This window comes from Trinickia fusca (assembly GCF_003628145.1).
Lineage (GTDB): Bacteria > Pseudomonadota > Gammaproteobacteria > Burkholderiales > Burkholderiaceae > Trinickia > Trinickia fusca.
Genome location: NZ_RBZV01000002.1, coordinates 497,422 through 516,097, shown reverse-complemented (window position 1 = coordinate 516,097; position 18,676 = coordinate 497,422). Strand labels below are relative to the sequence as shown.

The following is an 18,676-nucleotide window of genomic DNA, read 5'->3' as shown; positions in this document are numbered from 1 at the left end:
GCGGGTCACGACATATACTGCGGCCCAAGCAGTTGCCCACAACGAACATCCGTGCGGCAAGCGAGCTGGAGAGAATCTTGGAACAGTCCACCCAGTCTGCGTCGATGCTGGCGGCAGACACCGCGCCCCTACCGAGGGCGCTGCCCGCGTCGTACCGTACACAGAATGAGAGCCCTGGCGGCGTGCTCTGGATGACCGGCATGTCGGGGGCGGGCAAGTCGACGCTCGCTCGCGCGCTGCAAACGCAGCTGAGGCTCCGGCAGTGCTTGGTGATGGTCCTGGACGGGGATGAGCTGCGCACCGGGCTGAATGCGGGGCTCGGGTTCACGAGCGCAGACAGGCTCGAAAACGTTCGCCGCACGGCCGAGGTCGCCGCGCTCTTCAAGGACACGGGCTTCGTCGTCATCTGTGCGTTGATCTCTCCGCTCGTGGCCCACCGCGAACTTGCACGCGACATCGTCAAGGACCGCTTCTTCGAAATCCATGTCGACAGCAGCTTGGCATGCTGTGAGGCGCGCGATCCCAAAGGGCTCTATGCCCGGGCCCGTCGCAGCGAAATACCTGAATTCACAGGCCTGTCTTCCCCCTATGAAGCGCCGATTTCGCCCGATCTGAGAATCGACACGATGAGCGGCTCGATTACGGAGAGCCTCGCTACACTCTCGAGATTCGTCGGCGATCACATCCGGCTCGCACGCAGCTTGGATTGACGCGGCCTGCGGAGCGACGCTCGTGGTTTAGGGTTGGTCTTGATCAGATCGATATATTAATTTGCACACCTAAATTATTTCATTGGGAAATTGATGAACGGATTCATTATCGGAACGGGCAGGTGCGGCACGACGCTGCTTGCATCGATTCTGGACGCTCATTCTGATGTTTGCGTGCCCCCGGAAACGCAGCTTCTCTTTCAGTACCGCGGCAATGGCGCGGGGCTGCACGAAATCGTCGAGGCCGGTGTGCATTTCAAAGCTGGCGCGGCCGATTACATCGACTTCGTGCAGAAGCGGTGCCCGCACGATCTTCGCGCGTACTTCGACTATGAGCGCTATCTCGAGGGCATGTCATTCCCTGTCGCGACGTTGAAGTTGCTGATGGGCGAGTTCTATGCGGAGATCGCGAAGGCGAAGGGCAAGTCGGTGTGTCTCGAGCAGACCCCTTGGTACGGCCTGGGCATCGATATTCTGAACGAGCTCTATCCGCAGGCGCGCTATATCCATATGGTCCGGGATGGCCGCGACGTGGCGATTTCGTTCGCAAGGACACCGTGGTGGCACAAGGACGTCGGCCGGAATCTGGCTCGGTGGGCTGTGGAAGCGAGCGCGATCGCTACCTCGTGCGAACAGATGCTGCGCCCGGAGCAGGTTCTTACGGTTCGTTATGAAGATTTCGTTCAAGACCCCGAACGCGAACTACGCAAGATATGCGTATTTCTGCAAATCGCGTACGAGCCTCGCATGCTGGAGCCCGGCACAGCAACCGATTACCGCCGGTTTCACAAAAGCGACCTGAACGAGATGTTGTCGCCGGCCTACCGGAGCTGGTCGGAAGCGAAAACGAGCCCCGTCTTCAAGGGCAGTGTCGGCGCATGGGAAACGTATGGCGGCCACGACTTCTCACAGGTGCCGCAGGATGTTCAGCAATGTCTCGAGCGCTTCGGGTATGCCGCATGAGCCGCCTCACGCCATGAGGAACCCAAAGAAAAAGCGGCCGGCATCGAGGATGCAGGCCGCTTTTTCTTATATCGCTTGCCGTGTTCAGTAAAGCGGCACCGACGCGTCGACTTGACGCGACCAGGCATCGATTCCGCCTTGCAGGTTGAACACCTTCGTAAAGCCGCGCGATTCGAGGAACATCGCGACATTGGCGCTGCGGGCGCCGTGATGGCAGATGCAGACGATTTCCGCGTCGTCGTCGAGTTCTTCGCTGCGGGCGGGAATGTCGCGCATCGGAATCGAGATCGAGCCGGCGATCTGGGCCGTGGTGATTTCCCACGGTTCGCGCACGTCGAGCAGCACGGGCGCGTGGCGCGCGTTGTCGGCGAGCCATTCGGCCAGTGCGGGAGCGGTCAGGTTTTGCATCGTGAACGAGTAGGGCGAAAGAGAGGCGAGGGCATGGCTTGGCGGCCACGCCCCTGTGCAGGGACTTAGAACTTGAAGCGCGGCGGCTCGGCGGCGTTCTCGAGCGCTTCGATGTAAGTCTCGAACACGTCGTTGACGCGGAACTGCTTGTCGTCGATGCGCGTGATGATCTGCGCCTTCATGACCGGCGCCGTGCCGACGAACGCGGCTAGGCGACCGCCGATCTTCAGCTGCTCGAGCAACGCTTGCGGCAGCACGGGCAGGCCGCCCGAGACGCAGATGACGTCGTACGGCGCGCCAGCGGCCCAGCCGCGCGAGGCGTCGCCGAGCGCCACTTGCACGTTCGTCACGCCGTTCGCAGCAAGGTTGTGCTGCGCCAGCTCGACGAGCTCAGGCTTGATGTCGACGGTCAGCACGTGATGGCCGCGATGCGCGAGCAGTGCTGCCATGTAGCCCGAGCCTGCACCGATCTCGAGCACGCTCTCGTGTTTCTTGATGGCCAATTCCTGCAGCACGCGAGCTTCGACGCGCGGCGCGAGCATGTGCTGGCCAGCGGGCAGCGGCACCTCGAGGTCGGCAAAAGCGATGTCGCGGTACGCGGCGGGAACGAAGTTTTCGCGCTTGACGATCGACAGCAGATTGAGCACTTCCTGGTCCAGCACATCCCAGGGGCGGATTTGCTGCTCGATCATGTTGAAACGGGCTTGCTCGATGTTCATGACTTGACGGGCTGAGGCGAAAGCGGTTCGACAACGACGGTGGAGAGAAACCTGCGGATTGTACCAAACCGGGGGGCGCTACCGCGCGTGCGCGCGGAGGCGCCGTTAGCGATTCTGGCTGCGCTTGATTTGCGCCTCGAACGCGACATCGAGCTTGCTCGCCTTTTTCGGCTGGGCTGGCGAGAGCGTATCGACGAATGTCACGAAGGCTTCGAGCGGCAGTGGCTCGCCGACGGGCGCGTCCTGACCACCGGTCTTGTCGACGAGACGGAAGCGTCCGCCTGGCAGGCTTACCGCGGCATAGGCGGCGTTGCCGCTGCGTGCCTTGAGCCGTTCGACTGCGTGGATGGCTTTCGTGCCGCGCATGATGTGTCCTCGATTCTGCCGTGGAAAGGGGTTGTTACTTTACCAAGGTCTGTTTCTACCCGCGAAAGCCGCGGCGCGCAAACGCAGGCACAATGCCGACTTGGCGCGCCGCATGACGCGCGCTGTAGACGTTCGAGGTCAAGGTCGTGAGTGTTTCCGTTTCGCCGTCCGCCGGCACCCATGCATGCCGCCCAGACTGCGGCGCATGCTGCATCGCCCCGTCGATTACGAGCCCGATTCCGGGTATGCCGGACGGCAAGCCTGCGGGCGTGCGCTGCGTGCAACTGGCCGACGGCAACCGATGCCTGATTTTCGGGCGGCCCGAGCGCCCCGCGTGTTGCTCGGGATTGCAGCCGCAACCCCAGATGTGCGGCAGTTCGCGCGACGAGGCGCTGGTGTGGCTGACCGAGCTGGAAACGGCTACGCGCCCGGGCCGGGCGTAAACGAATTGCCGCGAACTGCCGAAATCGGAATCTCGATGCTGTGTCGGTATCGCGAGTCCGCCCGGTATTCTTGATCATTCCCGATTCCCGATTCAATCAGCAGGAGGTTATGTATGACGCACGCCGCTGCGCCTGACCGGCGCCGGTTCCTGCGGACGCTTTGCGCGGTCGCCGCGTTGGCCGCGCCGCTCGCCGCATGCGCGAGCGCGACGTTTCCCTTCATTCCCGATCACTACACGTTCTCGCAGCAGCAGGTGCAGGACGCCGTGGCACGCAAGTTTCCATATCGGCGCACCGTGTCGCAGGTGCTCAACGTGACGCTCAGCAATCCGGTCGTCGGCTTCGAGCCGGATGCGAACCGCCTGGCGGTGCGCATCGATGCGCACGTGGCTAGCCCATTCCTGCAACAGCCCGTCGACGGTACTTTCACACTGACGAGCCGGCTCGAATATGACAGTGCGAGCCATGCCGTGGTGCTCCGGGCGCCGAGCGTCGAGCAGGTCGATGCCGGCGGCGAGGCGCGCGCCTATCGTCAGCAGATCGAGGCCGCGGGCGCGCTGGCCGCTGCGCAATGGCTCGACGGTTACCCGATCTACACGTTCAAGCCCGAGCAACTGCAATTTGCCGGGGCTACGTTCGAACCCGGTACAATCACCATCCTTACAAATGGCATACGCGTGCAGATCGTCGAGAAGTGACGGCGGCGCGCTGCGGCGAATGGCGACAGGAGGCATCGATGGATTGGGCATTGATCGCGAAGGCGCTGGTTCTCGGTATCGTCGAAGGATTGACCGAATTCCTGCCGGTCTCCAGCACCGGCCACCTGATCGTCGCCGGCAGCCTGCTCGACTTCAACCATGACGGCGCAAAGACGTTTCACGTCGTGATCCAGTTCGGTGCGATTCTGGCCGTGTGCTGGGAGTACCGGCGGCGTATCGGGTCGGTGACGTCAGGGCTGCTGACCGATGCCGCTGCGCGACGTTTCGCGCTGAACGTCGTGGTCGCGACGATTCCCGCCGTCGCGCTCGGCGTGCTGTTCGAGGCTGCGATCCGGGATGTACTGTTCTCGCCCGTACCCGTTGCTTTTGCGCTCGTCGCGGGCGGGGTGCTGATCCTGTGGGCACAGGCGCGCGAGCGCGCACGCGGCGATGCGCCGGCTCGCATCCGCTCCCTCGATGAACTGCGTCCGCTCGACGCGCTGAAGGTCGGCTGCGCGCAGTGCTGCGCGTTGATTCCGGGCGTTTCGCGCTCGGGGTCGACCATCATCGGGGCGATGCTGCTCGGTGTCGAGCGGCGCGTCGCCACCGAGTTTTCCTTCTTCCTGGCGATTCCCGTCATCGTCGGCGCAACCGGCTACGAGCTGATGAAGCACGGCGGCCATGCGCTTGGCGGCATGGCCGACCTGATCACCGTGGGCACCGTGGCTGCATTCGTGAGTGCGTTCGCGTGCGTGCGCTGGCTGCTGCGCTACGTCGCCACGCACGACTTCACAGTGTTCGCGTGGTACCGCATCGCGTTCGGCATGCTCGTGCTCGTCACCGGCTACGGTGGTTGGCTCGACTGGGGAATGTGAGGTCGCTCAGTCGATGCGCCGCTTGAAGACCAGATCCCACACGCCGTGGCCGAGGCGCAGGCCGCGCCGTTCGAACTTCGTGACGGGACGGTAGTCGGGGCGCGGCGCGTAGCCGTCGGCCGTATTCTCGAGCGTCGGCTCGGCGCTGAGCACCTCGAGCATCTGCTCCGCGTAGTTCTGCCAATCGGTGGCGCAATGCAGATAGGCGCCAGGTTTCAGGCGCGAGGCGAGCAGGGCCACGAACGGCGGCTGGATCAGGCGCCGCTTGTGATGGCGCGCCTTGTGCCAAGGGTCCGGGAAGAAGATGTGCACGCCATCGAGCGTGCCCGGTTCGATCATGTGTTCGAGCACTTCCACGGCATCGTGCTGCAGGATGCGGATGTTCGACAGCTGCTGCTCGTCCATCAGCTTGAGCAGTGCGCCCACACCAGGCTCGTGCACTTCGACACCGATGAAATCGTCGCCCGCGCGCTGGGCAGCGATTTCAGCCGTCGTCGCGCCCATGCCAAAGCCGATTTCGAGCACGCGCGGAGCCTGACGGCCGAACACGGCATCCCAGTTCGCGGGCTCGCCCGCATAAGACAGGACGAAGCGCGGGCCCAGGTCGTCGAGCGCGCGGCGTTGGCCCGTCGATACGCGGCCGGCTCGCGTGACGAAGCTGCGGATACGGCGCCGGTACAGCACGTGCTCCGATGCGTCGTCGCTCGTACCCTCGACGGGGGAGGTCGATGCGCCGGCCGAGGTGTCGTCGGAAGCGGTGGGTTCGTCGGGCAAGCCGGCGTCGTTCGGATCGTGAATCATCGGTGATAAAGCAATCGGAGTGAGAGTCATGCGCGGCGCGACGGGCAATCGCGATGTCGCGTGCGTGAAACGGCCGCCTTCGATGAGGCGGCTGGCGTGCCGGATGTCGGTCGATCGGACCGGCCGCGAAGCGCAACGTGCGCGAGATTGTAGACGAAGCGCGCACGGGTGCGGCACTCACGGGCCGCGAGCGTTCCTTTTCGGGCGTTTGGGCGCGATCACTCGGAGACGATCACGTAGACGCGCGTCGGGTATTCGAGCTGGAACTCGCGCACGCGGCGGATCCGCACGTCGAGCAACAGACGTTCGATATCGCGCAGCATCTGCTCGCTGTGCTCGGGTGCGTGCTTGGCCTTCTCCTGAAGCTCGGCGGCGAGCGACTGGCGCGCATCGACCAGCAGCGCAACAGCACTCGTGCGAGACATGAAATACCGTTCCATCGTCGGCGTGAAATGGGAGAGCGAAAATCGCCGGCCGGAATTCCCGACCAGCTTGATCGACGTATCGACAGCAAATGTCGGCGGAAATTCCGTTCGTTCAAAAGGGTGCGATCAGAGAGGGCGGGTGTCGACGCAGCGCTACAATCGCGCCTTCGCGTAACGCGCGTACGATTTCCTCTCTTTTGCCAGCCATTGGATATCGATTCGAGTATGTACTCTTCTACGTTTGTTTTTGCCAAAAAGCAGTTCGACGACGAATTCCATCGGCTCGATCGAATCATTGCGGACGTCGCGAAAGAGATCCCGGGCTATCTCGGCGAAGAAGCATGGGAAAACCCGTCCACGGGCTTGATCTCGAATGTGTACTACTGGGAGTCGCTAGAGGCGCTTCAGGCGCTCGTCCAGCATCCTGCCCATCTCAAGGCCAAGGCGAATCAAGCGCGTTGGCTCGACGGGTATCAGGTCATCATTTCCGAAGTCATCCGGACGTATGGGGATGGGGTGCTCGACCTGCCGGTTCGGTGATTGAGGCAGTAAAGACGTAACGGTGCGTTCGTCGATTCAGGAACGACAGCGGCAACAACGGCAGGAAGTGGGTAGCGGAGCAGCAGGGGCGCTTGGGTTTCTGGTCGCGGTGCGACTGAAGCGCTTGGAAGGGGGAGAGTGGAGCGGGCGATGGGAATCGAACCCACGTCTCTAGCTTGGGAAGCTAGGGTAATAGCCATTATACGACGCCCGCAGAACCAACAATTCTACAGGGATTTTGGTGGTTTGGGGAGTGGGGTGTCGTGGCAGTTGGCGTGAAAAGTGTATGCACTCCGGAAGGGAGTGCTAGCAGCGCTTGCAGAGCGGTCTGTCGTCTGCGTTGAACGAGGCCAGTTCAGCGTTTCGGCCTATACTCACACCCATCTCCGACCATGGGCGTCGCCGATACCAGCTCCGCCCAACCACTGTCATCGACTTGGGGAAACTTGCGATAGCGTTTCCGAGTCCCACTTTCCGTTAATGAGTGCCCTATGAAGCATGCCAACGGTTAGGGTTTCCCGCTTAAATGTATGTGGCTTTCTTAGTAGCCTCATCAGCAAGTGATACAGAATCCCTTCGCCTTCCATCAAAAAATAGCGATGAAAGTCGTAGTCACCCCTCTCGACGCGGAATACTTCAAAGAAGCGCTGCATGAATTCGTCAGCATCGTCGCCCTGTTGCCCTAAATCGTCTTCAATAGTCGATTCCAGGGTTATGGTTTTCTTCGGTGATATGCGTGCTTCTTTTCTGACGAACAATTCAAGGCTTTCCCAAGTATAGGTTTCCATCAAAACACCCTGTCCTCAGGTGAGACAATTCGATTGTATCTAACGGCAGTGTTAAACGCGATCTGATAGACGTCGTTCGCTAGTAGCACCCAACCAACGCCCGGCAGAGTTCGCCCAACGAACACGCTAAGTTTGTGGGTCAAGACCCAACGCAGCCTTTGGATGCTCCTTAGTGTGAATGTCGGCAACACCTTCCTTTTCAGTTCATAGCGGAACAGCGAGCGAGACATAACGGAGGCAACAGACGTTCCCTTGGTCGCTCCTAATGGCTTAGCCCGAGTCGGCAAAATCGGAAGCCCTGACAAAATAAGGATGACGTATTCAACATCATTAATGCCAAGCTGCTCGCAGGTTTGGTCTATGGCGATGAATAAGAAAAGCTCGGTCGGCTCGAGATCTTTGTGGGATCCGTAGTTATACGTGTTGCTCATGCGGCCCTCATATTTGTTTTTTTGTTGAAGCTCAAATGCGTGCTTGCGAACGGCCTACGTGAGCCGCTGTTCGTGGTCAGGATCGTATCAAAAAAGCTGACGCACTAGCCGTTCCGTCTGAGTAATAGGTCGGCAGGGGGCACTACCTGCCCTATCTGGGGCCGCAGCTTGCATAGATGAGGCCCAGACGTACGTAACGCCGTTATCGTTAGACCAACTACGTATGCCTGCGAACGGCTGCTTTCGTCGTTGCGTCGGAGCCGGATGCTTCGCCTTGAGCATATCGCTGAACTGCTGGACGAAATTTACGACGAGCGCGCGTTCGTCAGCTAACCCGCTTAGGGCCTTTACCACTATGGCCATCTGATCGTCGGGCCGCGTTGCCCCACGCTGCAACCGTGTTCTCGATAGCTTGGCTAGCGAGCGCTGGGCAGCTGAGTCCATCTGGCCAGGTTACGATTCGTTACAAATTTGCAACAGCACGCCGACCTGAGGCGGAAAAAGAGGGAGCGTTCTAGGGGAATACCCTATACTTCGCGCCGCACGATTCCGGTGCACGAACAGGCTTCGGGGTAATTCGTAGCACAAAAAGCCTGTCGTCGAGAGATTCCCGGAGTCCACGCGCAACGACCACTCGAGATAACTCAAATAACCGGCAAGAGGGCTCGGCATTGAAACGCCGCGTTCGCCGGGGCAATGCCAACTATGAAAAAACACGCAACACTCACGCTTTCGCTGCTCGCCTCCTTGACTTTGGCCGCTTGCGGAGGTGGCGGCGGTTCGGATTTGGCCACGCCTTCCACAACCACCAATGCGACTGCACCCACGGCCCCAAGCGCGCCCGTTGCGCCGACGCCTCCCGCCAATTCTGAAACGCTCCCGAGTCTCATCAATCCGCAGTCCGGATCGACGGCAGCGGTCGGTAACGGCGTAGAAGGGATCTGGGTGGACGAGACTGGCACCATCAAGCACACGGTCTTCATCGATTCGAGCGGTAACTTCACCTATCTGTACCTCATTGCCACAACGGTGATGAACGAGCTTTTCGCCTCCATCACGACGAATACGTCTAACTGGACGATGACGCCGGGAACGGAATTCGCGTCCACGTTCACCGCCTCTCCTACGACCGGCGGTTCGGGTACGTTCGTCCCCAAGCAGTTGTTTACCGGCAGCTATGCTGCAAATGGCGGCAGTACGTCGATTTCGTTGGCCTACGACGCGGCAAACGCTCTCGCAGTCACTCAGGCGAGCGTCGTTGGAACTTGGGCGCAACAGGGTAGTTCAATGACGGTTGCCAACGACGGAACCGTGAGCGGCACCCTCAGCTATTGCCCGGTCACCGGCACTTTGGTGCTGAACACGCCGAATTCGAACAAGAACCTTTACACGATGACCGTCACGCTTTCGCCGGCTGCTGGTTCGATGTGCAGCCTGACGTCAGCCACGACCTATTCAGGTAACGCGGCGCTCGTTTTCTTGCCGACACAAGTCGCGAATTACTACACGCGCACGCTCATGTACGCGCTCCACTCGGGCAATACCGGGGTTGCCTACGGTCAGTTGTCGAAGCAATAAGCTGTCCGCCGCGGCGAAGTGCCCAGATCTTACGTGACGGGCGCTTTTCGACTGCCACGATGGGCGGAGCGGCCAGCTTCGCCCTCATCCCAGCCACACCCTTCCAGACGTCGGCCCTCTCTCCTAGTCGAAGCGCTTGTCTGCCGCTTCGCAACCGATCAGGCGTTCCCTTTTTTTCGTAAAGCCACCCAGTACCTCACCAAAAACGCCGTTGTCAATTCGCTAGTTTCGTACAGACTGACTAGTCACTTATAAGTATTTAAAAAAATAAAGACTGGTCAATCATTGACAAATTTCTGACGCAAATTTCTGGGTGCAGCTACGCAAAGCGTAGTGCTCACTAACGCTACCACTTGTAGTAGTTGAATAGAGCTTTCCGAAGGCGTTAAATGCACACGCTCTTAGCATATTCCAATAAGTGGAATTCATATGGATTCCAGGAATAAGGCTTTGTTGATCGATTGCTTGCATGGGTTGCAGCGGTCATCGACTGAAGGGTCTTAATAAATATCTGCAAACATCGCTCCCCTCCGGACTCTGTCGATATCAATGAAATCGACCTCCCGACGGGGATTTAAAAAGTTGGGGGAGACGTTCGATGAGGTTCGATTCGATACTTCAGTGCATTGGCAACACGCCACTGGTGAGACTCAACAGGGTCGCGAGCCATGTCGCGGCGAATGTTTACGCGAAATGTGAATTCATGAATCCCGGTGGGTCGGTAAAGGACCGGATCGGCCTCTATATGGTGGAGGCGGCGGAGCAGCAGGGCATCATCAAACCGGGCGACGTATTGATCGAGGCCAGCAGCGGCAATGCCGGCATTGGCATTGCGCTTGCCGGCGCGGTGAAAGGCTATCGCGTCATCATCACCATGCCCGTCAAGATGAGTGCCGAGAAGGAAGCGATATTGGCGGCGCTCGGGGCGGAGATCGTTCGCACGCCCGCGGTGGCTTGGGATGATCCGGATAGCCACATCGAGGTTGCCCGCAGGCTGCAGCGCGAAATCCCGAACGCCCATATCCTCGACCAGTACCGCAATCCCTTCAATCCCAAGGCGCACTACGACTTCACGGCACAGGAAATCATCGACGACCTGGATGGGAACGTCGACATGGTCGTGATGGGCGTGGGCACGGGCGGAACCGTCACCGGGGTCGCGCAGCGCATCAAAGAACAGTATCCGCATGTGCAAATCGTCGGTGCCGATCCGGAAGGGTCGATCCTTGCCGGCGGTACCCATATTGCGCCCTATCAGGTCGAAGGCATCGGCTACGACTTCATTCCGAACGTGCTGGACCGGAATCTGATCGACCGCTGGATGAAGACGAACGACAAGGATTCCTTCGATATGGCGCGGCGGCTCATTCGAGAGGAGGGGTTGTTGTGCGGGGGCTCGTCCGGATCGGCCGTTTGCGCCGCGCTCGAGGCTGCCAAGCATCTCGAAGCGGGCAAGAATTGCGTCGTGATCCTGCCAGACGGCGTGCGCAATTACATGAGCAAGTTCATTTCGGATCAGTGGCTGATCGAGCATGACTTTCACTCGGTGAAGTCGTGCGCCGAAGTCCGCGAGGTCGCCTGATTATTTCGGTTTATTGCTGTTCTGGTATCGCCTGGTGTTGCGTGATTCTGAAACGTGCCGCATTGAATTGACGGCAGCCCTGTCATTGCAAAACAACTGTTAACTGGATCGAGCATGGACAAATTCGTTCGCGATTTTTTGTATGCCAATGGAATTAAAGATTCATTTATCAAAGATTCGGAGATTGTCAATTCCGTTGACGAACTCGCGTCGAGGGCATTTGTCGATGGCGAACAGGAAGCCCGTCTCGATGCGCACCGCGCCCTTTATGCAATCAATTTGGCGCATCTGTCCACTCCCTGGACGCGGTCGCCGGTGAACGTCAATCACCCCGTCATTGCCGCGATCAAATATCGCATCGAGCAGCAGTGGGAGCTGTCCGAAAGGGCGAAATACACCGCCACCCTCGAAAGCCTGCCCTCCGTGGAGGACTTCCCGGAATGGGTCAAGGAGCATGTGGCAAGCCACCACTCCAACGAGCTGCATCCGATCTTCAAGTACCTCCGGGATGAAGCGAGCCTGGATCAGATGCGCGAGTTCTTCGTGCAGGAAACGCCGCTGGAGATGCTGTTCGGCGACATCCTCGCGTTCATGCTGCCGGGCGTCTATGGCTCGATCAAGGTCGAGTTCGTCAAGAATTACTGGGACGAAGTGGGGCACGCCGTCGATGCGCGCGTGCACCGGAATATGCGCGGGGATCTGATGAACTTCCTCGGTATTCCGGTCGACGACTATGTGACCAACCACGAGTTCCTGGTCGTCGAAGAACTCGAATTGATCAATATGTACCTGAGCCTGGCGACGAACCGGGCCCGGCTGACGGAACTGATCGGCACCATGCTGGCCACCGAGCTGATGATTCCGGGCCGCTTCGAGTATCAGATCGCCGGATGGAAACGGCTCGGCCTTACCGATACGCAACTTGCCTATCACCTCGAGCACGTCACGGTGGATGCCGAGCATGCGCTGGACTGGCTGTACCACGTGGTGATGCCGATCCTGCGCCAGGATGCCACGGTGATGAAAGACATCGTGTTCGGGGTCAATCGCCGACTCGATACGGCTGCGCGCGTCAGCGACCGGCTGTACGACCACATCAGGAACATCGCTCCCAACCGGAAAGTCGCCTGAGCGCGATCGATTCGGCAATCTGCTCAATACGGCCGAGCGCGATGCGCGAGCATCCGCGCCGGCCGTTCATACCCGCGCGAGATCGGAACAATGCCCTACATCAATGTGAGACTCACGGACGACGGATTGTCGGCTGACACGAAAGCCGAAATCATCCGGCGCATCACCGCTGTCATGGTCGACGTGCTGGACAAGGACCCCAATACCACCTTCGTCGTCATCGACGAGGTCAATCCCGACAGTTGGGGTGTCGCGGGAGAGACCGTGACGGCACGGCGAAAGAAGAGGCGGGAGGCTGGTCATGCCAAGTCGTGAAGCGGACGCCGGCCCGCAGGTGGAACCGTTGCTGCTGACGCCGCAAACGGCTCGATCGTTGCTGTCGAACGAGCACTGGAATCAGGTGGTGCGTCTGGGGCAGCCACGGCCCTGGCGCAGCGCGTGGCTCTACTTCCAGGTCTACGCGGCGATTCTCCTGGCGATGCTGCTCGAGCATTGGGTCGACCACGCCGCGTTCACCGTGCTGGCCATCGTCTTCATAGCCGGCCGCCAGCATTCGCTCTACATCCTGAACCACGACGCGAGTCACTACGGTCTTTTCAAGTCGCCGCGCACCAATAAGGCCGTCGCTACGCTGTTGTCCAATCTGGTGATGTTCCATCATCCGGAGGCCTGGTCATTCGTTCAGTGGCGGCGGGTACATGTTTTCCACCACATGTACCTCTTTTCCGACGACGATCCGAACTATGTCGGCCGTCGCATGAGAGGCGATGTGGAGCGCGAGTATCCTCCGGGACAATTGGCGCTTGCTTGCATGAAAAACGGCCTGTCCGCGATCTGGCAATTGTTTGTCGGCAGACAGGACTATGTGCCGCCCAAAGGTCGCGTCACGTCGAAAGGACACCTCAATCATCTGCAAGCGCTGTTCTGCCGTTTCGAGGGCGATCGGGAAACGGAAATCGAACGATGGGTGAAGCTCGGGTTCTTTGCCGTGGCGCTCGCGTTGATCGCGTATTTCCACGCCTGGCGGCCGTTCCTGCTGTTGTGGTTGCTGCCGATGTACACGGTGTATCCGATGATCCTGTCGCTGTCGGATCTGACGGAGCACCGCTGGACGGAGAAAACGGACGACCTCAATGACAATACGCGGTCCGTCAAGACGAGCGCTGCGCTCAGAATCTGGATCAGCATGCTGCCACGCGGACTGCACCGCGAGCATCACATTTATCCGCGGGTGATCGCCGTTGATTTGCCGCGGCTGGCCGCGATCCTGCGCCAGGCGAGCTTTTACAGGCAGCCGACCAGCTTCGTCGGCATGCTCGAGGAATTGCGACAGCGCAGCGAGAATCGAAGCATGGCGACCGAGGGGCAGCCGACATGATCCGTTGTGAGTATGCGGTGGTCGGCGCGGGGGTGGGCGGCTCGGCCATCGCGTATCACCTCGCGCGGCGCGGATGCCGCGTCCTGCTGGCCGATCGCGGGACGCCGGCGAGCCTTGGCGCGACGGCGTATCCCGGCGGCATTATCCGGGGCTTCGATCCGGATCCGCGGATCGCCTATCTCTGCACGCAGGGGCTCGACTACTTCCTGCACTGGGACAGGATTGGATTGCCCGGCCCTACGCCTGCGCGCCACCTCGGATTTCTCTACCTGCTGCAACCGAGCAAGCTGGCTGCGGCGCAAGCCGTGATCGACGCACTCGGCAGTCGCGGTTCCGCTCGCATCCTGACCGGCGCCGAGCGCCGCAAGCGCGCGCCGTTTCTGTCTGCGGACCATGCCGGCGCAGCGGTTTTCGAAACGATGGGCGGCATTGCCGACCCGGTCAGGACCACGTTTGCGTTGTGCGACGGCTTACGGAATTTCGGCGGTCTCCTGCTGGAGCACGCAGAACTGCGATCGATGTCGGCACACGCGGGAGGCGGGTGGCAGCTGTCGTTCGGATGCGATGACGTGGTGGCCGATCGGGTGGTCCTGGCGATGGGGGCGTGGTTGAAAGCATGGCTGCCATCGTTGCCGATCGTGTCCCGTGCCGTCTCACTCGGTTGCGTCGAGTCGTCCGCCGAAATCCCATTCCCGGTGTTCGACGAAATCGTCGGTGCCTATCTGCGGCCGGCGAGTGCCCGCACGTTCTACTGCGGCTGCGCCACCCTCGAAGACGAGGTCGAGGGCGCGATAGCCGACGTCCCGAGCCATGTTTACCGGGCGATCTTCGAGCGCGCCCGCATGACGTTTGGCGAGGATTGCGACGCGCACCTCGTACATGGATTGAGCGGGTGCGATGCCTACACGTCGACCGGTCTGCCTTACCTCGACTTCGTCGATCGCGAGAAGACGTTGTACTTGGCGACGGGATTTTCCGGCCGCGGCTATAAATACGCACTCTGGGCCGGCGACGCGGTGGCCGCCGAGCTTTGCGACGACCTTCGAGGATTGTTGGGCAACGCATTCGACCTTACGCCGTTCCGGCTGCATGCGAACCAAGGACTGCGTCCGGAGCGCATCGCTCCTCGAGAGCGGACCCTCATGCCACAGGCCTCGAATAACTGGGAGGCATTCCAATGAGTCTGGCGGTAGAACCCGATTTCAACGTGGTGATTTGCAGCTCCGATGCGCGAACGCTGTTCACGAATGCGTTTCTGGTCGAGTTGCCCAACGGCGTGGTGGCGATCGACGCGATGATGACCGTATCGGATGCCCGCGAGCTGCGCGCCAAACTCGATGCGCTGCGCAAACCGCTGTTGGCGGTACTGATCACGCATGGGCACCCCGACCACTACAACGGCGTCGGGGAATTGATCCAGGGCCTCGGCGACGTGCCGGTGATCACGACGCGCGGTGTCGATGAGGTCATTCGCCGCATCGACGACGCCAAGGAAGTGCAATGGAAACCGGTGTTCGGGGAAGACTGGCCTGCCCAACGGACTTTCCCGAACCGGTTCGTGGACGATGGAGCGGTCTTGCACTTCGACGGCGTGCCGTTTGAAGCCAAGGAATTCGGCCCGGGCGAATCGCACTGGGATCTCGTCTGGGTGGTCGGTGCCCGCCGGCGCGTCGCGTTCGTCGGAGACATGGTGTTCAACGGCGTGCATTCATTCATGAACGATGGTCACACCGCGCCATGGCTGGAGAGTCTCGCCGCACTCGAGCATCTGGTGGCGGACAAGAACATCGAGGTCTTTTATACGGGCCATGGGCAGCCGGGCAAGCCGCTCGACATGATCAGCGCGCAGCATGCCTACATCGAGCACTACCGCGCAGCCGTCGCGGAACTCGCCGACGGAGAGGCCGCCCTGGACGACGCACGCAAGACGAAACTCGAGGAGGCGATGAAGCGCTTCATGCCCACTTGCGACCTCGACGTATTCATCAAAGCCGGTGCGAATCCGGTTGCAAAGGAGCTTGCGGCCGAGGCCGCAGATTCGAAACTGGCTTGATGCGGACAGTTTGATTCGGACTCAAGTGAGGATAACCGTGACAGATTGCGCCTATTACCTTGCACAACTGAGCATTTCCAAAGCGTTGGCGCCGTTGGACACGCCGCTGATGCAAGGTTTCGTTTCGCAACTGAAGGAGATCAACGCGCTGGCGGAGCAGTCGCCGGGATTCGTTTGGCGCTTGCAGACGGCGGACGGCGATGCCACCGGCATTCGCGGCTTCGAGGATCCGTCGATGCTCCTGAACATGTCTTTGTGGGAATCGATCGAGACGCTCCGGCGCTTTGTTTACCAGAGCGGACATGCCGTGCCGTACCGGAACGCCCGTGAGTGGTTCCATAAGCTGGACGGGGCGACGACCGCGCTGTGGTGGGTGCCGAAGGGATACGTTCCCACCGTGCAGGAGGGGCTTGCCCGTCTCGACTACATCCAACGCAACGGCCCGACGCCGATGGCGTTCGGCTTCAGGGATCGTTTCACGCCAGAGGCGCTGCCGCTTCCTGTCGAGGCGAGCAATGCGCCCGGGCAGGCGCAGAAGGAACATAGTCCTCTGGTGTCGAAATGCGCGGCGGAAGTCGTCGGCTTCCATCAATTCCTAGAGCGCTGGATGCGTGGCGAGATAGCCGACCCGTCGGTGGCGACGCCGTTTCAGTCGGCATTCGTCGCAGACAGCTTGCTCATCACGCCCAATGGCACGCTGGATACGCAAACGAGCCTGGGCGAGCGCCTGACCCGGGCGCGTGGCGCGTTCCCTGACATTCGCATCTGGACGGATCAGTTCGCTCCGGTGTGGGAGATGGAGGACTCCGCGCTCGTGCAATATCGGGAGTGGCGCAGCTTCCTGGGCCAAACCACCGGGCGTATCTCGAGTGTGCTGTTCCGGAAGAAGCCTGACGTGCCCGCTGGCGTCGTCTGGGTCTATATGCACGAGACCTGGCTCGAAGGGCATGGGCCGACCGAGCAGGTCATCGCGCCGAGCAATGTCCTGACAGAGTTGTCGGATGTTCAGGAGCGCGATCTTGGCTAGCCCGAGTTCGCTCGACCAACGCATCGCGCCCGCGCGGATCGAACCTGAAACGTTTCGTGCGTTAGGACATGAGCTGGTCGAGCGCCTCGCGGATTTCATGGCGGCATTACCTGATCGGTCGGTCAAACCCAGGCAATCCGCGCAGGACATCCAGTCCTGGCTGGCCGAGGCTGCTTTTCCCGAGACAGCAAGCCCGGCGCAGCAGGTGCTTGGGCAAGCGTGCGACCTGCTGTGCTCGCATGCGGTGTCGACGTCGCACCCGCGCTTCTGGGCCTATGTCATGGGCGCTGCGAGTCCGATGGGCATGTTCGCCGATTTTCTGGCGGCTGCGGTCAGTGCGCCGGCCACGAGCTACGCGACATCGGGGCTGACCGTTGCGATGGAGGCCCAAACCATCCAATGGATGGCTCGCCTGATCGGGTATCCGTCGGGGGGCGGCGGCTTGTTCGTCAGCGGCGGTTCGGTGGCGAATCTGGTGGCGCTGCGCTTGGCATTGCATGCGGTGCTGGGTGCCGATGTCAGGGCAGTGGGCTTGGCCGATCCGGAAGCATCGCAGCTCTGCCTGTACGCGACCGAAGATGCGCACAGCAGCATCGACGCGGCGGCGGAAGTCAGCGGCCTCGGGACGCAGCGGATCCGTCGGATTCGGTTGGATGCGGCAGGGCGCATGGACGTGACGGATTTGCAGCAAAAGATCCGTGCGGACAAGACGACTGGGAAAACGCCGTTGATGGTCGTCGCGACTGCCGGTACGACGTCGCTTGGCGCGGTCGATCCGCTGCGAGACATCGCGCGGATTTGTCGTGACGAGCAGGTTTGGTTCCATGTCGACGGTGCATATGGCGGCTTCGCCGCGCTCTCACCCGACGCGCCCGACGACATTCACGGTCTGCAAGAGGCTGATTCCGTCACGATCGATCCGCACAAGTGGCTGTATATGCCTGCCGACATCGGTTGTGTGCTGACGCGCGACCCCAAGCTGCTTCTGGACACGTTTCGCCAGGGCGCGCCGTATTACGCGGAGAACGACGAGCAGGCCTTGCTGGGCGGCCCGGAACGGCTACAGTTCCGCGACCTGGGGCTCCAGACGACGCGGGCGTTTCGCGCGCTGAAGGTGCGTCTCGGCCTGCAGCTCGTCGGGCGCAGCGGCTACCGGCAAATGATCACCGACGACATTCGGCTGGCGCGCAAGCTCCACGAAATCGCCGGGTCGCATCCCGAGCTGGAGGCGTTCACGCATCACTTGAGCATCACGACCTTCCGTTACCGTCCCGCGAATAGCGTGTCGGGAACGGCCGAGGGCGAGGCGCGCCTCGATCGATTGAATCATGCCATTCTCGACGAGTTGCACCGCTGCGGCATCGCGTATCCGTCCCATACGACGGTACGGGGCAAATTCGCGCTGCGCGTTTGCATCGTCAACTTCAATACGTCACTGGCGGATCTCGAGGATTTGGTGCGCCACGTGACCGACATCGGACGGGCGGTCTCGCGGGACTTGGCTTGAGCGTTCGAATGCCTTGAAATGGATCGATCGACGGCGGCCCGGCCCATCCTCAGCCGGGCCGCCGTTCTTTGCGCGTGCTTGCCCGACGCGCCTCGAACGCATACAGTACTGCCTGGTCGTACCCGGCAGTCTCCCTGCCGGGCCGCGCATGCCGGATTCCCGGTTTGCGCGCGGGAGATGGCATTCCTCCTTTAACCGCCCCCAGGGCTGATGATGCCTACCGCAACTCCACCGAGGTGGGGCGGTAGGCGTT

Annotated in this window: 23 protein-coding genes, 1 tRNA gene and 1 riboswitch; of the genes, 16 read left to right on the top strand and 8 right to left on the bottom strand. The window is 60.9% G+C overall.

Features of this window, described 5'->3' with window-relative positions:
• Window positions 1-77: 77 nt before the first annotated feature.
• Together cysC and D7S89_RS07070 are read left to right on the top strand one after the other, a co-directional pair.
• On the top strand, window positions 78-710 hold the full coding sequence (gene cysC / locus D7S89_RS07075; RefSeq protein WP_245982736.1) for an adenylyl-sulfate kinase: 633 nt from the start codon (window positions 78-80) through the stop codon (window positions 708-710).
• A gap of 93 nt (window positions 711-803) precedes the next feature.
• Window positions 804-1,673: a sulfotransferase family protein gene (locus D7S89_RS07070; RefSeq protein ID WP_121276921.1), complete on the top strand. Its 870-nt coding sequence runs from the start codon at window positions 804-806 to the stop codon at window positions 1,671-1,673.
• 84 nt (window positions 1,674-1,757) lie between these two features.
• Here the strand turns inward: D7S89_RS07070 and D7S89_RS07065 are convergent, their stop codons facing one another.
• The 3 genes from D7S89_RS07065 to D7S89_RS07055 form a co-directional block, all read right to left on the bottom strand.
• Window positions 1,758-2,081 carry a rhodanese-like domain-containing protein gene (locus tag D7S89_RS07065; RefSeq protein ID WP_121276920.1) on the bottom strand — a complete coding sequence of 108 codons (324 nt, stop codon included), beginning with the start codon at window positions 2,079-2,081 and terminating at the stop codon, window positions 1,758-1,760.
• 65 nt (window positions 2,082-2,146) lie between these two features.
• Window positions 2,147-2,800 (bottom strand): protein-L-isoaspartate O-methyltransferase family protein, encoded by a 654-nt coding sequence (locus tag D7S89_RS07060; protein ID WP_121276919.1) that lies wholly within the window; start codon window positions 2,798-2,800, stop codon window positions 2,147-2,149.
• A 105-nt stretch (window positions 2,801-2,905) separates the two neighbouring features.
• Window positions 2,906-3,166, bottom strand: a complete 261-nt coding sequence (locus D7S89_RS07055; RefSeq protein WP_121276918.1) for a hypothetical protein — start codon at window positions 3,164-3,166, stop codon at window positions 2,906-2,908.
• 146 nt (window positions 3,167-3,312) lie between these two features.
• On the opposite strand from D7S89_RS07055, the gene D7S89_RS07050 reads away from it, so the two are divergent.
• The 3 genes from D7S89_RS07050 (at window position 3,313) to D7S89_RS07040 (ending at window position 5,182) form a co-directional block, all read left to right on the top strand.
• Window positions 3,313-3,609: a YkgJ family cysteine cluster protein gene (locus D7S89_RS07050; RefSeq protein WP_121276917.1), complete on the top strand. Its 297-nt coding sequence runs from the start codon at window positions 3,313-3,315 to the stop codon at window positions 3,607-3,609.
• A gap of 113 nt (window positions 3,610-3,722) precedes the next feature.
• A complete protein-coding gene (locus D7S89_RS07045) occupies window positions 3,723-4,307 on the top strand; it encodes a DUF1439 domain-containing protein (protein WP_121276916.1) in 585 nt (194 codons plus the stop codon).
• A 38-nt stretch (window positions 4,308-4,345) separates the two neighbouring features.
• Complete coding sequence (locus D7S89_RS07040) at window positions 4,346-5,182, top strand: undecaprenyl-diphosphate phosphatase (RefSeq protein WP_121277336.1); 837 nt, start codon at window positions 4,346-4,348, stop codon at window positions 5,180-5,182.
• Window positions 5,183-5,188: 6 nt separating this feature from the next.
• Here D7S89_RS07040 and trmB read toward each other — a convergent pair whose 3' ends face one another.
• Window positions 5,189-5,983 (bottom strand): tRNA (guanosine(46)-N7)-methyltransferase TrmB, encoded by a 795-nt coding sequence (gene trmB / locus D7S89_RS07035; protein WP_121276915.1) that lies wholly within the window; start codon window positions 5,981-5,983, stop codon window positions 5,189-5,191.
• A gap of 218 nt (window positions 5,984-6,201) precedes the next feature.
• Entirely contained in the window at window positions 6,202-6,408 is a 207-nt protein-coding gene (locus D7S89_RS07030) for a hypothetical protein (RefSeq protein WP_147426605.1), read from the bottom strand.
• Here D7S89_RS07030 and D7S89_RS27385 point away from each other — a divergent pair.
• Entirely contained in the window at window positions 6,407-6,583 is a 177-nt protein-coding gene (locus D7S89_RS27385) for a hypothetical protein (RefSeq protein WP_183085115.1), read from the top strand. The genes D7S89_RS07030 and D7S89_RS27385 overlap by 2 nt on opposite strands.
• 50 nt (window positions 6,584-6,633) lie before the next feature.
• Window positions 6,634-6,948: an antibiotic biosynthesis monooxygenase family protein gene (locus D7S89_RS07025; RefSeq protein ID WP_121276913.1), complete on the top strand. Its 315-nt coding sequence runs from the start codon at window positions 6,634-6,636 to the stop codon at window positions 6,946-6,948.
• A 139-nt stretch (window positions 6,949-7,087) separates the two neighbouring features.
• Here the strand turns inward: D7S89_RS07025 and D7S89_RS07020 are convergent.
• From D7S89_RS07020 to D7S89_RS07010, 3 genes are all read right to left on the bottom strand, one after another.
• Window positions 7,088-7,162: transfer RNA gene (locus D7S89_RS07020), tRNA-Gly, on the bottom strand.
• A 214-nt stretch (window positions 7,163-7,376) separates the two neighbouring features.
• A complete protein-coding gene (locus tag D7S89_RS07015; RefSeq protein ID WP_121276912.1) occupies window positions 7,377-7,736 on the bottom strand; it encodes a DUF1493 family protein in 360 nt (119 codons plus the stop codon).
• Window positions 7,736-8,167, bottom strand: coding sequence for an STM2901 family protein (locus D7S89_RS07010; RefSeq protein ID WP_121276911.1), 432 nt, complete (start codon window positions 8,165-8,167; stop codon window positions 7,736-7,738). Before D7S89_RS07010 ends, D7S89_RS07015 begins: the two co-directional genes overlap by 1 nt.
• A gap of 705 nt (window positions 8,168-8,872) precedes the next feature.
• Here D7S89_RS07010 and D7S89_RS07000 point away from each other — a divergent pair.
• From D7S89_RS07000 to D7S89_RS06960, 9 genes are all read left to right on the top strand, one after another.
• Window positions 8,873-9,745 carry a hypothetical protein gene (locus tag D7S89_RS07000; RefSeq protein ID WP_121276910.1) on the top strand — a complete coding sequence of 291 codons (873 nt, stop codon included), beginning with the start codon at window positions 8,873-8,875 and terminating at the stop codon, window positions 9,743-9,745.
• Window positions 9,746-10,343: 598 nt separating this feature from the next.
• On the top strand, window positions 10,344-11,327 hold the full coding sequence (locus tag D7S89_RS06995) for a pyridoxal-phosphate dependent enzyme (RefSeq protein ID WP_121276909.1): 984 nt from the start codon (window positions 10,344-10,346) through the stop codon (window positions 11,325-11,327).
• A gap of 114 nt (window positions 11,328-11,441) precedes the next feature.
• Complete coding sequence (locus D7S89_RS06990) at window positions 11,442-12,458, top strand: iron-containing redox enzyme family protein (protein WP_121276908.1); 1,017 nt, start codon at window positions 11,442-11,444, stop codon at window positions 12,456-12,458.
• A gap of 90 nt (window positions 12,459-12,548) precedes the next feature.
• On the top strand, window positions 12,549-12,773 hold the full coding sequence (locus D7S89_RS06985) for a tautomerase family protein (protein ID WP_121276907.1): 225 nt from the start codon (window positions 12,549-12,551) through the stop codon (window positions 12,771-12,773).
• A 163-nt stretch (window positions 12,774-12,936) separates the two neighbouring features.
• Window positions 12,937-13,836, top strand: a complete 900-nt coding sequence (locus D7S89_RS06980) for a fatty acid desaturase family protein (RefSeq protein WP_183085114.1) — start codon at window positions 12,937-12,939, stop codon at window positions 13,834-13,836.
• Window positions 13,833-15,017 (top strand): NAD(P)/FAD-dependent oxidoreductase, encoded by a 1,185-nt coding sequence (locus tag D7S89_RS06975; protein ID WP_121276905.1) that lies wholly within the window; start codon window positions 13,833-13,835, stop codon window positions 15,015-15,017. Before D7S89_RS06980 ends, D7S89_RS06975 begins: the two co-directional genes overlap by 4 nt.
• Window positions 15,014-15,889: an MBL fold metallo-hydrolase gene (locus D7S89_RS06970; RefSeq protein WP_121276904.1), complete on the top strand. Its 876-nt coding sequence runs from the start codon at window positions 15,014-15,016 to the stop codon at window positions 15,887-15,889. The genes D7S89_RS06975 and D7S89_RS06970 overlap by 4 nt, the downstream gene beginning before the upstream one ends.
• A gap of 37 nt (window positions 15,890-15,926) precedes the next feature.
• Window positions 15,927-16,916, top strand: a complete 990-nt coding sequence (locus D7S89_RS06965) for a DUF3291 domain-containing protein (protein WP_121276903.1) — start codon at window positions 15,927-15,929, stop codon at window positions 16,914-16,916.
• On the top strand, window positions 16,909-18,423 hold the full coding sequence (locus D7S89_RS06960; protein ID WP_220702124.1) for a pyridoxal phosphate-dependent decarboxylase family protein: 1,515 nt from the start codon (window positions 16,909-16,911) through the stop codon (window positions 18,421-18,423). The genes D7S89_RS06965 and D7S89_RS06960 overlap by 8 nt, the downstream gene beginning before the upstream one ends.
• 164 nt (window positions 18,424-18,587) lie before the next feature.
• A riboswitch (Fluoride riboswitch) is annotated at window positions 18,588-18,650 on the top strand.
• The last annotated feature ends 26 nt before the right edge of the window (window positions 18,651-18,676 follow it).